Source organism: Streptomyces sp. NPDC029292 (assembly GCF_055569295.1).
The window spans coordinates 66,426-80,188 of record NZ_JBVHXR010000024.1 but is presented as its reverse complement, the minus strand read 5'-3'; the positions used below and the strand labels follow the sequence as shown (position 1 = coordinate 80,188).

The following is a 13,763-nucleotide window of genomic DNA, read 5'->3' as shown; positions in this document are numbered from 1 at the left end:
CCCTGGTTGGGCCGTGCAGAGGATTCACCTCATTCAGGGGGGAGTCCCCATCCCCCCAAGTGAAACTTCGGGCCCAACAAGGAGAGCAGGGAACCCAGATGGCGGAGCTCACGATCCGGCCGGAGGAGATCCGGGACGCGCTGGAGAACTTTGTCCAGTCGTACAAGCCGGACGCGGCCTCGCGCGAGGAGGTCGGCACGGTCACCGTCGCCGGCGACGGTATCGCCAAGATCGAGGGTCTCCCCTCGGCCATGGCGAACGAGCTGCTGAAGTTCGAGGACGGAACCCTCGGTCTCGCGCTGAACCTGGAAGAGCGCGAGATCGGTGCGGTCGTCCTCGGCGAGTTCAGCGGCATCGAGGAGGGCCAGCCGGTGCAGCGCACCGGTGAGGTGCTGTCCGTCGCCGTGGGCGAGGGCTACCTCGGCCGCGTCGTCGACCCGCTCGGCAACCCGATCGACGGCCTCGGCGAGATCGAGACCACCGGCCGCCGCGCCCTCGAGCTGCAGGCCCCGGGCGTCATGGTCCGCAAGTCGGTGCACGAGCCGATGGAGACCGGCTACAAGGCCGTCGACGCGATGACCCCGATCGGCCGTGGCCAGCGTCAGCTGATCATCGGCGACCGTCAGACCGGCAAGACCGCGCTGGCCGTCGACACGATCATCAACCAGCGCGAGAACTGGCGCTCGGGCGACCCGAAGAAGCAGGTCCGCTGCATCTACGTCGCCATCGGTCAGAAGGGTTCGACCATCGCCTCCGTGCGTGGCGCCCTCGAAGAGGCCGGCGCGCTGGAGTACACGACCATCGTCGCCGCCCCGGCGTCCGACCCGGCCGGCTTCAAGTACCTTGCGCCGTACACCGGTTCGGCCATCGGCCAGCAGTGGATGTACGAGGGCAAGCACGTCCTCATCATCTTCGACGACCTCTCGAAGCAGGCCGACGCCTACCGCGCCGTGTCCCTGCTGCTGCGCCGCCCGCCGGGCCGCGAGGCCTACCCCGGTGACGTCTTCTACCTGCACTCCCGTCTGCTGGAGCGCTGCGCGAAGCTCTCCGACGACCTGGGCGCCGGTTCGATGACGGGTCTGCCGATCGTCGAGACCAAGGCGAACGACGTGTCGGCGTTCATCCCGACCAACGTCATCTCCATCACCGACGGCCAGTGCTTCCTGGAGTCCGACCTGTTCAACGCCGGCCAGCGTCCGGCCCTGAACGTCGGTATCTCGGTCTCCCGCGTCGGTGGCTCCGCCCAGCACAAGGCGATGAAGCAGGTCTCCGGCCGCCTCCGCCTCGACCTCGCCCAGTACCGTGAGCTGGAGGCGTTCGCCGCCTTCGGTTCCGACCTGGACGCCGCGTCGAAGTCCCAGCTGGAGCGCGGTCAGCGGCTGGTCGAGCTGCTCAAGCAGGCTCAGTACCAGCCGATGTCGACCGAGGACCAGGTCGTCTCCGTGTGGGCCGGTACCACCGGCAAGATGGACGACGTACCGGTCTCCGACGTCCGCCGCTTCGAGACGGAGCTCCTGGAGTACCTGCACCGCAAGGAGCAGGGCCTCATGACCTCCATCAAGGAGGGCGGCAAGATGTCGGACGACACCCTCACCGCCATCGCGGACGCCATCGCGGACTTCAAGAAGCAGTTCGAGACCTCGGACGGCAAGCTTCTCGGCGAAGACGTTCCGGCCGCGGCCAAGTGACGTAAGGAAGGGACCTGACTCATGGGAGCCCAGCTCCGGGTCTACAAGCGTCGCATCCGATCCGTCACCGCGACCAAGAAGATCACCAAGGCGATGGAGATGATCGCCGCCTCGCGCGTCGTCAAGGCGCAGCGCAAGGTGGCGGCCTCCGCGCCGTACGCGACCGAGCTCACCCGCGCGGTCACGGCGGTCGGCACCGGCTCGAACACCAAGCACCCGCTGACCACGGAGGCGGAGACGGCGACCCGTTCCGCGGTGCTGCTCCTCACGAGCGACCGCGGACTGGCCGGCGCCTTCAACTCCAACGCCATCAAGGCGGCGGAGCTGCTGACCGCCCGTCTTGAGGCCGAGGGCAAGGAGGTCGACACGTACATCGTCGGCCGCCGCGGTCTGGCCCACTACAACTTCCGCGAGCGCAAGGTCGCGGAGTCGTGGTCGGGCTTCACCGACGAGCCCAGCTACGCGGACGCGAAGAAGGTCGCGAGTCCGCTGATCGAGGCCATCGAGAAGGACACTGCTGAGGGCGGCGTGGACGAACTCCACATCGTCTACACCGAGTTCGTCTCGATGATGACGCAGACGGCGGTCGACGGCCGCCTGCTGCCGCTGCGCCTCGAAGAGGTTGCGGAGGAGTCGTCCACCAAGGGCGAGATCCTTCCGCTGTTCGAGTTCGAGCCGTCGGCGGAGGACGTCCTTGACGCCCTGCTGCCGCGGTACGTCGAGAGCCGTATCTACAATGCGCTGCTCCAGTCGGCTGCCTCCAAGCACGCCGCCACGCGCCGCGCGATGAAGTCGGCGACCGACAACGCGGGAGACCTGATCACCTCGCTCTCCCGCCTTGCCAATGCGGCCCGCCAGGCCGAAATCACCCAGGAAATCAGCGAGATCGTCGGTGGCTCCGCAGCCCTTGCCGACGCGACCGCGGGGAGTGACAAGTAATGACGACGACTTCTGAGACGGCCGTTGCCACGGGCCGCGTCGCCCGGGTCATCGGCCCGGTCGTCGACGTGGAGTTCCCCGTCGACGCGATGCCGGACATCTACAACGCCCTTCACGTCGAGGTGGCCGACCCGGCCAACGCCGGCGAGAAGAAGACGCTGACCCTGGAGGTCGCCCAGCACCTGGGTGACGGCCTGGTCCGCACGATCTCCATGCAGCCCACCGACGGTCTGGTCCGTCAGGCCGCGGTCACCGACACCGGCACGGGCATCTCCGTCCCGGTCGGTGACTTCACCAAGGGCAAGGTGTTCAACACCCTCGGTGAGGTGCTGAACTCCGACGAGAAGTACTCGGGCGAGCGCTGGTCCATCCACCGCAAGGCCCCGCGCTTCGACGAGCTCGAGTCGAAGACCGAGATGTTCGAGACCGGCGTCAAGGTCATCGACCTTCTCACCCCGTACGTCAAGGGTGGAAAGATCGGTCTGTTCGGTGGTGCCGGTGTCGGCAAGACGGTGCTCATCCAGGAGATGATCTACCGCGTCGCCAACAACCACGACGGTGTCTCCGTGTTCGCCGGCGTCGGTGAGCGCACCCGTGAGGGCAACGACCTCATCGAGGAGATGTCGGACTCGGGCGTCATCGACAAGACCGCCCTTGTCTTCGGCCAGATGGACGAGCCCCCGGGCACCCGTCTGCGCGTGGCCCTCGCGGGTCTGACCATGGCGGAGTACTTCCGCGATGTGCAGAAGCAGGACGTGCTGTTCTTCATCGACAACATCTTCCGCTTCACGCAGGCCGGTTCCGAGGTCTCGACCCTGCTCGGCCGTATGCCCTCCGCGGTGGGCTACCAGCCGAACCTGGCCGACGAGATGGGTCTCCTCCAGGAGCGCATCACCTCGACCCGTGGTCACTCGATCACCTCGATGCAGGCGATCTACGTCCCCGCGGACGACCTGACCGACCCGGCCCCGGCCACCACGTTCGCCCACCTCGACGCGACGACGGTTCTCTCCCGTCCGATCTCCGAGAAGGGCATCTACCCGGCCGTGGACCCGCTGGACTCCACGTCCCGCATCCTGGACCCCCGCTACATCGCGGCGGACCACTACGCGGCCGCGATGCGCGTCAAGTCGGTCCTGCAGAAGTACAAGGACCTTCAGGACATCATCGCGATCCTCGGTATCGACGAGCTGGGCGAGGAGGACAAGCTCACCGTCCACCGTGCCCGTCGCGTGGAGCGCTTCCTGTCCCAGAACACCCACGTCGCCAAGCAGTTCACCGGCGTCGACGGGTCGGACGTCCCGCTGGAAGAGTCGATCGCGGCCTTCAACGCGATCATCGACGGCGAGTACGACCACTTCCCGGAGCAGGCGTTCTTCCTGTGCGGTGGCATTGAGGACCTCAAGGCCAACGCCAAGGAGCTCGGCGTTTCCTGACGCCGGCCCCGTCTCGTGCTGAGGGGGGCGGGGCCGCACCTCGCGGGGTGCGTCCCGTCCCCCTCCGTACGCCTACTAGACTTTGACCCAACACCCGGCAGCAACGCCGGGTGGTGACCCGAGGAGCCCACCTTGGCTGCTGAGCTGCACGTCGAGCTCGTCGCCGCGGACCGCAGTGTCTGGTCCGGCGAGGCCACCCTGGTCGTCGCGCGTACCGCGTCCGGCGACATCGGCGTCATGCCCGGTCACCAGCCGCTGCTCGGTGTGCTGGAGTCGGGCCCGGTGACCATCCGTACGAGTGATGGTGGAACGGTCGTCGCCGCGGTGCACGGCGGTTTCATCTCATTCGCGGACAACAAGCTGTCGCTGCTGGCCGAGATCGCCGAGCTGTCGGACGAGATCGACGTCCAGCGCACGGAGCGGGAGCTCGAGCGCGCGAAGGCGGAGGGCGACGCCGCCGCCGAGCGTCGCGCGGACGTCCGACTGCGTGCGGTGTCGGCGCGCTGACACAGCGCACTGTGTGATGCTTTGCCTCAGCCGCGGCTGGGACCGGATGACTCCGGCCCCTGCCGCGGCTGAGGCAAATGCGGAGGTTTTTTCTTTTCCGTTACCTAGGAGACGAGGAGGTCGGTGTCGATGGTCCTCGCTCTGACTGTGTGCGGGTTGGTAGTGGCGCTCGTAGTAGTGGGGCTGTTCGTCTTCGGCCTCCGCCGCCGGCTGATCCAGCGCTCCGGCGGTACCTTCGACTGCAGCCTGCGCTGGGACGTTCCCGAGAAAGGGGACCCCAGCGGCAAAGGGTGGAGCTACGGAGTCGCCCGCTACAACGGTGACCGCATCGAGTGGTACCGCGTCTTCTCCTACGCCCCCCGCCCGCGCCGCGTCCTGGAGCGCTCGGCCATCGAGGTGGCGGGCCGCCGCGCCCCCGAGGGCGAGGAGGAGCTGGCACTGCTCTCCGACGCGACCGTCCTCACCTGTCTCCATCGCGGGACGCGCCTCGAACTGGCGATGAGCGAAGACGCGCTGACCGGATTTCTCGCGTGGCTGGAAGCAGCCCCGCCCGGTCAGCGCGTCAATGTGGCTTAACGCTTAACGCTTAACGCTTAACGCTTAACGCTTAACGCTTAACTCTTGGCTCTTAGCTCAGTCCGCTGTTGATGGCGCTCACCAGCTCGCCATCGCTGGTGTCACCGCTGAACTCCCAGAAGAACGCGCCGCCCAGACCCTGGCTCTTGGCCCAGGTCATCTTCGTACCGATGGTGGCCGGGGTGTCGTAGCTCCACCAGTTGCTGCCGCAGTGCGCGTACGCCGTACCGGCGATCGTGCCGGTGGACGGGCAGGACGTCTTGAGGACCTTGTAGTCCTCGATGCCCTGCTCGTACGTGCCTGCCGCGGGCCCGGTCGCCGTGCCGCCCGGCGCGTCCTGCGTGACGCCGGTCCAGCCGCGCCCGTAGAAGCCGATGCCGATCAGCAGCTTGCTCGCGGGCACGCCCTTCGCCTTGTACTTGGCGATCGCGTCGGCCGTGGTGAAGCCGGCCGTCGGGATGCCGCTGTAGGAGGTGAGCGGGGAGTGCGGGGCGGTCGGGCCGTCCGCGTCCCAGGCGCCGAAGAAGTCGTACGTCATCACGTTGTACCAGTCGACGTACTGGGCCGCGCCCGCGTAGTCGGCCGCGTCGATCTTGCCGCCGGAGGAGCCGTCGGCGGTGACGGCGGAGGTGACGAGGTTGCCGCTGCCGAACTTCGAACGCAGCGCGGACATCAGGTTCTTGTACGCGGCCGCGCCGCTGGTGTCGCAGGACAGACCGCAGGCGTTCGGGTACTCCCAGTCGATGTCGATGCCGTCGAAGACATCGGCCCAGCGCGGGTCCTCGACCAGGTCGTAGCAGGACTGGGCGAAGGCGGCCGGGTTGGCGGCGGCCTCGGTGAAGCCGCCGGACCAGGTCCAGCCGCCGAAGGACCAGATGACCTTGAGGTTCGGGTACTTGGCCTTCAGCTCGCGCAGCTGGTTGAAGTTACCGCGCAGAGGCTGGTCCCAGGTGTCGGCCACGCCGCTCACCGACTGGTCGGCGGTGAACGCCTTGTCGTAGTCGGCGTAGGAGTCGCCGATCGCGCACTTGCCGCCGGTGACGTTGCCGAAGGCGTAGTTGATGTGCGTGATCTTGGCGGCCGAGCCGGACGTCACCAGGTTCTTGACGTTGTAGTTGCGGCCGTAGATGCCCCACTCGGTGAAGTAGCCGAGCTTGACGGCGGAGCCGGAGGCCGGCGGGTCGGTGGTGCCGCCCGTGGTGTGCACGGCGACCGCGCCGCTCACCGGACCGGTCTGGTCGGCGGTGTCGCGGGCCTGGACGGTGTACGAGTAGTCGGTGCCGGCGGTCAGGCCGGTGTCCGTGTACGAGGTCGTCGTCACGGTGGCGACCTTGGTGCCGCCGCGCAGGACGTCGTAGTTCTTGATGCCGTTGTCGTCGGTGGCCGCGCTCCAGTCGAGCTTCACCGAGGTGTCGGTGATCGAGGACGCGGTCGGAGTACCGGGCGCGGAGGGCGCGCTGTCGCCGGGGACGGTGGTGCCGCCGTCACAACTGCCGCCGTTCAGCAGACAGTTGGAGGGCGATCCGGTGCCGGCGCCGTTGAAGCCGAAGGAGACGGAGGCGCCCGCGGCGAGGGTGCCGTTGTAGGACTTGTTCTTGGCGGTCCAGTGGGTGCCGGAGGACGTGACGTCCGCGTCCCAGGCCGACGTCACCGACGTACCGGAGGGGAAGTCCCACTCGATCGTCCACGAACTGATGCTGGTGGACCCGGTGTTGGTGACGGTCCACTTGCCTTCGAAGCCGGTACCCCAGTCTGAGCTCTTGGTGTACGTGGCGGTGGCGGTGGTGGCCGCGTGGGCGGGGCTCGCGAGGCCGACCAGCGCGGCGAGCGGGAGGAGCAGGGTGGTGAGTCCTGCCACGGTTCGTTGTCTGGCTCTCTGCCGGAAGCGCATGGATGCCTCTCCTCGGGAGTCGGGGGTGTCGTGGGCATGGCTAAGCGCAGTGCGGCGAGAATAGAAAGGTCTGGACCATAGGTCAATAGGTCTGGACCAGTGGGCGGATGCCTGTGCTCCGGCTGTGCTAAACGCCCAACTCCTGTGCGAGAACGGCCGCTTGGACCCGGCTGCGCAGCTCCAGCTTCCCCAGCAGGCGGCTGACGTGGGTCTTCACCGTCGCCTCCGCCATGTCCAGACGGCCCGCGATCTCCGCGTTCGAGAGCCCCTCCCCGAGGCAGGACAGCACCTCCCGCTCCCGGCGGGTCAGCGCTTCCAGAACGGCCGGGTCGGCCGTCGGCCCCCGTACGGGCTTCGCCGCGAACTCGGCGATCAGCCGGCGCGTGACCGCCGGAGCGATCAGCCCCTCGCCGCGCGCCACCGTCCGCACCGCCTCCAGCAGGTCCTTCGCGTCGGTGTTCTTCAGCAGAAAGCCGGAGGCGCCCGCGCGCAGCGCCCCGAACACGTACTCGTCGAGGTCGAAGGTGGTGAGCACCAGGACGTCGGCGAGCTGCTCGGCGACGACCTGGCGGGTGGCGGAGACCCCGTCGAGCCGGGGCATCTGAACGTCCATCAGGACGAGATCCGGCCGGAGTTCACGGGCGAGCGCGACCGCCCGCTCCCCGTCCGCCGCCTCCCCGACCACCTCGATGTCGGGTGCGCTGCGCAGGATGAGGACGAGCCCGGCCCGTACGGCAGACTGGTCCTCGGCGACGAGCACGCGGATCATGCGTCTTCTCCTTGGAACAGGGGCAGGGCGGCGCGTACGGTCCAGACCTTGCCGGTGGGGGAGTCCTCGGGACCGGCCTCGAAGGTGCCGCGCAGGAGGGCGACCCGCTCCCGCATGCCGACCAGCCCGGCGCCCGATCCCGGAGCCCGCGGCCCGTCCCGGTCGCCGTACGGACTGCTCACCCGCACCGTGAGCGAGCCGTCCGGCTGGGCGAGCGTCACGGTGACCTGGCCCGGTAAGGCGTGCTTGAGGGCGTTGGTCAGGGACTCCTGGACGATGCGGTACGCGGCGAGCTCGACCGGAGCGGGCAGCCGGTCCTCGTGCGCAGCGTCGAGGGCGACGTCGAGTCCGTTGGTGCGGGCGCCCGCCAGGAGCGCTTCGAGGCCGTCGAGGGTGGGCGCCGCGGCGGGCTCCTTGTCGCCGCTGTCGTCGCGCAGGATGCCGATGAGCCGGCGCATCTCGGCGAGGCCCTCGACGCTGTTCTCGCGGATGACGGCGAGGGCGTCCTGGGACGTCTTCGGGTCGTCGAGCGAGAGCGCGGCGGTCGAGTGGATGGCGATCGCGGACAGGTGGTTGGCGACCATGTCGTGCAACTCCCGTGCCATGCGTGCCCGTTCGGACGTGACCGCCTGGGCGCGGTCGACCTCGGCGAGCAGGGCGGTCTGTTCGGCACGCAGGCGCTCGGCGACGGCGGTGTCGCGATGGTTGCGGACGATCCAGCCGGAGGCGGCCGGAGTGAAGGTCACCAGGCCAGTGAACGCTCCGATCAGCAGTCCCTCCGGCTTGTGCCAGGCCGCGACGGGCCACACCGTGGCGATCACCGTGATCAGACCGGTGATCCAGGGGATGCGCCGGGCCGCACCGGGCGAGCCGTACAGGACGGCCGCGTACACGAGGTCCGTGAACATCACGACGGTGGCCAGGCTGCCGCGGGTGAGCAGGTCGGCGGTGAGGGCGGCGGTGCCGATGAGCAGGGCGGTGCGCGGCCGCGTACGGCGCATCAGCTCACAGCCGGCCGTGACGACCAGCGGAACGAGGACCACCCAGGTCTGGTCGACGAGGGAGACCGGGTCGTCCGGCGTACGGCTGTAGAGCCCGACGCCCCACAGGGTGAGCCCGCCGAGCAGGCCCCCGACGGCGATGCGCACGTCGTCGCGGTGCGGGCGGGGGAGTCGGTCGGCCATGACTCCATCCAACATGGCGTACGGGCGGCTCGCCTTCTCCTCTGGAACGGTCCGCGACTACATCGAAGGATGCAGTCCCGCTTCGTCACCGCCGACGACGCATCGCGCCCGTGCGCACATGAGCCTGGAAAGGCGACCGAGAGGAGCGAACCATGATCGTCGCACTGATCATCGCCTGCGAGGTCGGCTTCTGGGTACTGCTGGCCGCCGGCCTCGCCGTCCGCTACCTGCTGAAGCTGCGCCGCACCAGCGTGGTCCTGCTGCTGTGCGAGCCCGTGCTGGAAGTGGTCCTCTTCGTGGTGACGGCGATCGACCTGAAGAACGGCGCCGAGCCGAGCTGGGAACACGGCCTCGCCGCGCTCTACATCGGCTTCACGGTCGCGTACGGCCACTGCACGATCCGCCGGCTCGACGGCCACGCGGCCCACCGCCTCGCGGGCGCCCCGCCCCCGCCGAAGCCGCCCCGCTACGGGATGGCGAGGGCGGGGCACGAAGGGAAGATCTGGCTCCGTACGCTCCTGGCGGCCGCGGTCGCCTGTGCTCTTCTCCAGGCCGCGATCTGGTACGTCGGCGACGGCAGCACGGAGTCCCTGCGGGCCTTCCAGCGGGTGGCGCTGCGCGCGGCCGTGATCCACGGGTTGATCGCGCTGACCTATCTGATCTGGCCGAAGAAGGGGCCGACGGTGGGCCCCGAGCGGTCCCGGACGCTCACGAAACTCTGAGTGCGCAGGAGAAATACGACCGGGGTGCGCCGGGCAGTGGGCGAGGGGACCCTCTTCGCCGACTGGGCCCGCCTCACCGCGCAAGCCGCCGTCGCCTCTTACGGCGAAGGCGGCGAGGAGCACCGAGCGTCCTCGCCGCCTGGGGATCCGTCGGCCTGCCGGGCGGCTAGCGCTCGCCCCCCGGTACCCACAGCACGTCCCCGACCTCACCGTTCGCCGTGCGGGCCAGGATGAACAACAGGTCCGACAGGCGGTTGAGGTACGTCGCGGTGAGGGGGTTCATCACCTCGCCGTGCGCCTCCATCGCCGCCCAGGTGGACCGCTCGGCCCGGCGGACCACCGTGCACGCCTGGTGCAGCAGCGCCGCGCCGGGGGTGCCGCCGGGGAGGATGAAGGAGCGGAGCTTCTCCAGGCGTTCGTTGAAGCGGTCGCAGTCCGCCTCCAGCTTGTCGATGTAGAACTGCTCCACCCGCAGCGGGGGGAACTGCGGGTTCTCGACGACCGGCGTCGACAGGTCCGCGCCCACGTCGAACAGGTCGTTCTGCACACGGGTGAGGACCGTGACGATCTCCTCGTCGAGCCCGCCCAGCGCGACCGCCGTCCCGATCACCGCGTTCGCCTCGTTGGCGTCCGCGTACGCCGAGATCCGCAGGTCGGTCTTGGCGACCCGGCTCATGTCGCCGAGGGCGGTGGTGCCCTGGTCCCCGGTCCTGGTGTAGATGCGCGTCAGATTGACCATGAGGCCAGCGTAGTTACGCTCCGGCCTTCCGGAAGACCCCTGTGCCCACCGTCACGGCCAGCGCGGCGAAGCCGAGGGCGACGAGGACGCCGTACAGCATGGCGGCGGTCGCGTACTGGCCGACGTACGCGTCCCGGATCGCGTCCACCAGATAGCGCAGCGGCATGAAGCGGGACAGGAAGTCCAGCCATCCGGGGGCCAGCGTCATCGGGAGCATCAGGCCCGACAGCAGCATCGACGGCATGGAGACCGAGTTGACGATCGGGCCGAACTCCGACGGCCTGTCGACCTTCAGCGCCACCGCGTACGACAGGGAGCCGAGGGAGACCGTCAGCAGCGCGACGAACGCGAACCCGATGAGCACCCCGGCGAACGGCGCGCGCAGGCCCATGAGCAGCGCGGCGAGCACCAGCAGCACCGCCTGGAAGACGAACAGGGCGGCGTCGCGCAGCACCCGGCCCAGGAGCAGGGCGAGACGGCTGACGGGTGTGACGCGCATCCGCTCCATGACCCCGTAGTTCTTCTCGATGATGATCGAGAAGCCCGCGAACAGGGAGCCGAACAGGCCGAGTTGAAGCAGCAGCCCGGGCACCAGCACCTGCCAGGAACTGCCCCGCGATCCCAGCGGGAGATGGGTCAGCAGCGGTCCGAAGAGAAAGAGGTAGAGCAGCGGCATCAGTACGCCGAAGAGGATCTGGAACTTGGAGCGCAGGGTCTGGCGGGCGTAACGCCCGAAGACCAGCGCGGTGTCGTGCAGCAGCATGTCGTGGTACGTCCTATACGGCTACGGGGGCGGAGTCGGCCGGCGCCGGGCCGCGGCCGGTGATCGCGAGGAACGTGTCCTGGAGGGTGGCGTCGATCGAGCCGCCGTGCGCCAGTTTCAGCGCGCCCGGGGTGCCCTCGGCCACCACGACGCCCTTGTCGACGATCACCAGCCGGTCGGAGAGGGCGTCCGCCTCGTCGAGGTAGTGCGTGGTCAGGAACACCGTGGTGCCGTGTTCGTCGCGCAGGCGGCGGACCAGGTTCCACAGATCGGCCCGGCTGCCGGGGTCGAGACCCGTTGTCGGCTCGTCGAGGAACAGGACCCGGGGGCGGTGCGTGAGCCCCATCGCGATGTCGAGGCGGCGTCGCTGACCGCCGGAGAGTGCCGCCGTACTGCGGTCCAGCAGATCGACGAGATCCAGGTCGCGGGCCAGCTCGTCGGCGCGCTCGACCGCCTGGGACTTGGTCAGGCGGTACAGCCGCCCTTGCGTGACCAGTTCCTCCCGCACGGTCACATTCGGGTCGACGCCCCCGGACTGGGCGACGTAACCGACGGCCTTGCGCACCCCGACGGGGTCGGAGGCCAGATCGCAGCCGGCCACGGTGGCGGCGCCACCGGTGGGCGGCAGCAGGGTCGTGAGCATGCGCAGGGTCGTGGTCTTGCCGGCTCCGTTCGGGCCGAGGAAGCCGAGGATCTCGCCCGGCGCGACGGTCATGTCGATGCCGCGCACCGCCTCCACCGGGCCGCGCTTCGTCTGGAAGGTACGGGCCAGGCCGGCCGTACTGATGATGGTCATGACCCCAGAAAAACAGAGTCCCTGAAATTTTGCAATGACTCCAAAAATTCAGCAGCCCCAAGGAAGCTAGGATTCGGTCATGACCGAGGGACTCAGGGAGCGCAAGAAGCGGCAGGCCAGGCAGCACATCTCGGATGTGGCCACGGGGCTGTTCCTGGAGCGCGGGTTCGACGCGGTGACGATCGCCGAGGTGGCCGAGGCGGCCGATGTCTCGGTCAACACCGTCTACAACTACTTCAAGGCCAAGGAGGACCTCTTCCTCGACCGGGCCAAGGGCAGCGTCGCCCGCCTGTCGCGCTTCGTGCGCGCCCGCGACAAGGGCGAGTCCGCGGCCGCGGCGGTGCTGCGCGAGCTGCGTGACGAGGTGGAGGCGGTCTCGCCGCACGTGGGCCTCATCGAGGGGTACGACCGCTTCATGAAGGTCGTCGAAGGGGCGCTGGGACTCCGGGCCCGTCTGTGGCACATGAACCAGGAGAGCCTCGTCCTCCTGGAGGAGACCCTGCGCGAGGAGACCGGGGCGGAGTCGGACGACCCGCTGCCGTCGCTGATGGCCGGTCAGATCAACTGGGTGCACACCACGCTTTTGGGGCTCATCGGGCGCGCGATGGTGGCCGGCCGTTCCCCCGGCGAGGTCTCCCGCGAGGCCCTCGGTCTACTCGACGACATGGAGGACCTTTTGAGTGAGAAGGTCCTCAACTACGCCGTACGAGCGGCGGAATAACCCCTGCCGGTGTGACGTCCGTCAGTTGAGACGTGACGCGCATTACTTACCGGTCACACAGGCCCTCACGAGCGCTATGGTCCGCCGGAGAGGCAACTTAAACAGCGTGTTAAGGGGAGTCGGAGTGGCACGGAAGCTCGCCGTCATCGGGGCCGGTCTCATGGGGTCCGGTATCGCCCAGGTCTCCGCGCAGGCGGGCTGGGACGTCGTTCTGCGCGATGTCACCGACGAGGCGCTGGCCCGTGGCATCGACGGCATCAAGGCCTCGTACGACAAGTTCGTGAGCAAGGGCAAGATCGAGGCCGCCGACGCGGACGCGGCGCTCGCGCGCATCACCGCGACCACCGATCTGGACGCGGCCGCGGACGCCGACATCGTCGTCGAGGCCGTCTTCGAGAAGCTGGAGGTCAAGCACGAGATCTTCCGGACGCTCGACAAGATCGTCCGCGACGACGCCGTGCTCGCCTCCAACACCTCCGCCATTCCGATCACCAAGATCGCGGCGGCCACCGAGCGCCCGGAGCGGGTCGTCGGCGTGCACTTCTTCTCGCCGGTGCCGATGATGCAGCTCGTCGAGCTGGTGCGCGGCTACAAGACGAGCGACGAAACGCTCGCCACCGCACGGGAGTTCGCCGAGTCCGTCGGCAAGACCTGCATCGTGGTCAACCGTGACGTCGCCGGTTTTGTGACGACCCGTCTGATCTCGGCACTCGTCGTCGAGGCGACGAAGCTGTACGAGTCGGGCGTGGCCAGCGCCGAGGACATCGACCTCGCCTGCAAACTGGGCTTCGGCCACGCCATGGGACCCCTGGCCACGGCCGACCTGACGGGCGTCGACATCCTGCTGCACGCCACCGGCAACATCTACACCGAGACCCAGGACGAGAAGTTCGCCCCGCCCGAGCTGATGCGCCGGATGGTTGACGCCGGTGACATCGGGCGCAAGAGCGGGCAGGGCTTCTACAAGCACTGAATCAAGCAGCACGTCAAGCAACACGTCAAGCAACACATCGAGCACCACCCACCACTGAA

At 68.6% G+C, this 13,763-nt stretch carries 14 protein-coding genes; 8 read left to right on the top strand and 6 right to left on the bottom strand.

Features of this window, described 5'->3' with window-relative positions; translation table 11 throughout:
• Positions 1 to 98 precede the first annotated feature (98 nt).
• The 5 genes from atpA to ACZ4WS_RS39250 all read left to right on the top strand — a co-directional run bounded on the left by atpA (position 99) and on the right by ACZ4WS_RS39250 (position 5,146).
• Entirely contained in the window at positions 99 to 1,688 is a 1,590-nt protein-coding gene (gene atpA, locus ACZ4WS_RS39270) for a F0F1 ATP synthase subunit alpha (protein ID WP_467987888.1), read from the top strand.
• A 21-nt stretch (positions 1,689 to 1,709) separates the two neighbouring features.
• Entirely contained in the window at positions 1,710 to 2,627 is a 918-nt protein-coding gene (locus tag ACZ4WS_RS39265; protein WP_467987886.1) for a F0F1 ATP synthase subunit gamma, read from the top strand.
• Positions 2,627 to 4,063, top strand: a complete 1,437-nt coding sequence (atpD, locus tag ACZ4WS_RS39260) for a F0F1 ATP synthase subunit beta (RefSeq protein WP_467987885.1) — start codon at positions 2,627 to 2,629, stop codon at positions 4,061 to 4,063. Before ACZ4WS_RS39265 ends, atpD begins: the two co-directional genes overlap by 1 nt.
• Positions 4,064 to 4,195: 132 nt before the next feature.
• Complete coding sequence (locus ACZ4WS_RS39255) at positions 4,196 to 4,570, top strand: F0F1 ATP synthase subunit epsilon (RefSeq protein ID WP_467987884.1); 375 nt, start codon at positions 4,196 to 4,198, stop codon at positions 4,568 to 4,570.
• 129 nt (positions 4,571 to 4,699) lie between these two features.
• Positions 4,700 to 5,146, top strand: a complete 447-nt coding sequence (locus ACZ4WS_RS39250) for a DUF2550 domain-containing protein (protein ID WP_467987883.1) — start codon at positions 4,700 to 4,702, stop codon at positions 5,144 to 5,146.
• A gap of 52 nt (positions 5,147 to 5,198) precedes the next feature.
• Here ACZ4WS_RS39250 and ACZ4WS_RS39245 read toward each other — a convergent pair whose 3' ends face one another.
• The 3 genes from ACZ4WS_RS39245 to ACZ4WS_RS39235 all read right to left on the bottom strand — a co-directional run bounded on the left by ACZ4WS_RS39245 (position 5,199) and on the right by ACZ4WS_RS39235 (position 8,990).
• A complete protein-coding gene (locus ACZ4WS_RS39245; protein ID WP_467987882.1) occupies positions 5,199 to 7,037 on the bottom strand; it encodes a glycosyl hydrolase family 18 protein in 1,839 nt (612 codons plus the stop codon).
• Between the two features lie 127 nt (positions 7,038 to 7,164).
• Positions 7,165 to 7,806 carry a response regulator gene (locus tag ACZ4WS_RS39240; RefSeq protein ID WP_467987880.1) on the bottom strand — a complete coding sequence of 214 codons (642 nt, stop codon included), beginning with the start codon at positions 7,804 to 7,806 and terminating at the stop codon, positions 7,165 to 7,167.
• The gene (locus tag ACZ4WS_RS39235; protein ID WP_467987879.1) at positions 7,803 to 8,990 is read right to left on the bottom strand and encodes a sensor histidine kinase; all 1,188 of its coding nucleotides are present in this window, start codon (positions 8,988 to 8,990) and stop codon (positions 7,803 to 7,805) included. Before ACZ4WS_RS39235 ends, ACZ4WS_RS39240 begins: the two co-directional genes overlap by 4 nt.
• A 152-nt stretch (positions 8,991 to 9,142) precedes the next feature.
• Between ACZ4WS_RS39235 and ACZ4WS_RS39230 the strand changes: the two genes are divergently transcribed.
• A complete protein-coding gene (locus ACZ4WS_RS39230; RefSeq protein ID WP_467987877.1) occupies positions 9,143 to 9,712 on the top strand; it encodes a hypothetical protein in 570 nt (189 codons plus the stop codon).
• A 166-nt stretch (positions 9,713 to 9,878) separates the two neighbouring features.
• On the opposite strand, the gene ACZ4WS_RS39225 is transcribed toward ACZ4WS_RS39230, so the two are convergent.
• The 3 genes from ACZ4WS_RS39225 to ACZ4WS_RS39215 are packed head-to-tail and all read right to left on the bottom strand — an operon-like array spanning position 9,879 to position 12,010.
• Positions 9,879 to 10,451: a cob(I)yrinic acid a,c-diamide adenosyltransferase gene (locus tag ACZ4WS_RS39225; RefSeq protein ID WP_467987876.1), complete on the bottom strand. Its 573-nt coding sequence runs from the start codon at positions 10,449 to 10,451 to the stop codon at positions 9,879 to 9,881.
• Positions 10,452 to 10,464: 13 nt separating this feature from the next.
• Positions 10,465 to 11,214: an ABC transporter permease gene (locus tag ACZ4WS_RS39220; RefSeq protein ID WP_467987875.1), complete on the bottom strand. Its 750-nt coding sequence runs from the start codon at positions 11,212 to 11,214 to the stop codon at positions 10,465 to 10,467.
• Positions 11,215 to 11,227: 13 nt separating this feature from the next.
• Complete coding sequence (locus ACZ4WS_RS39215) at positions 11,228 to 12,010, bottom strand: ABC transporter ATP-binding protein (protein ID WP_467987874.1); 783 nt, start codon at positions 12,008 to 12,010, stop codon at positions 11,228 to 11,230.
• A gap of 79 nt (positions 12,011 to 12,089) precedes the next feature.
• Here ACZ4WS_RS39215 and ACZ4WS_RS39210 point away from each other — a divergent pair, with 79 nt between their 5' ends.
• Both ACZ4WS_RS39210 and ACZ4WS_RS39205 read left to right on the top strand, forming a co-directional pair.
• Complete coding sequence (locus tag ACZ4WS_RS39210; RefSeq protein WP_467987872.1) at positions 12,090 to 12,731, top strand: TetR/AcrR family transcriptional regulator; 642 nt, start codon at positions 12,090 to 12,092, stop codon at positions 12,729 to 12,731.
• Between the two features lie 124 nt (positions 12,732 to 12,855).
• Positions 12,856 to 13,704, top strand: coding sequence for a 3-hydroxyacyl-CoA dehydrogenase family protein (locus ACZ4WS_RS39205; protein ID WP_467987871.1), 849 nt, complete (start codon positions 12,856 to 12,858; stop codon positions 13,702 to 13,704).
• Positions 13,705 to 13,763: the final 59 nt, after the last annotated feature.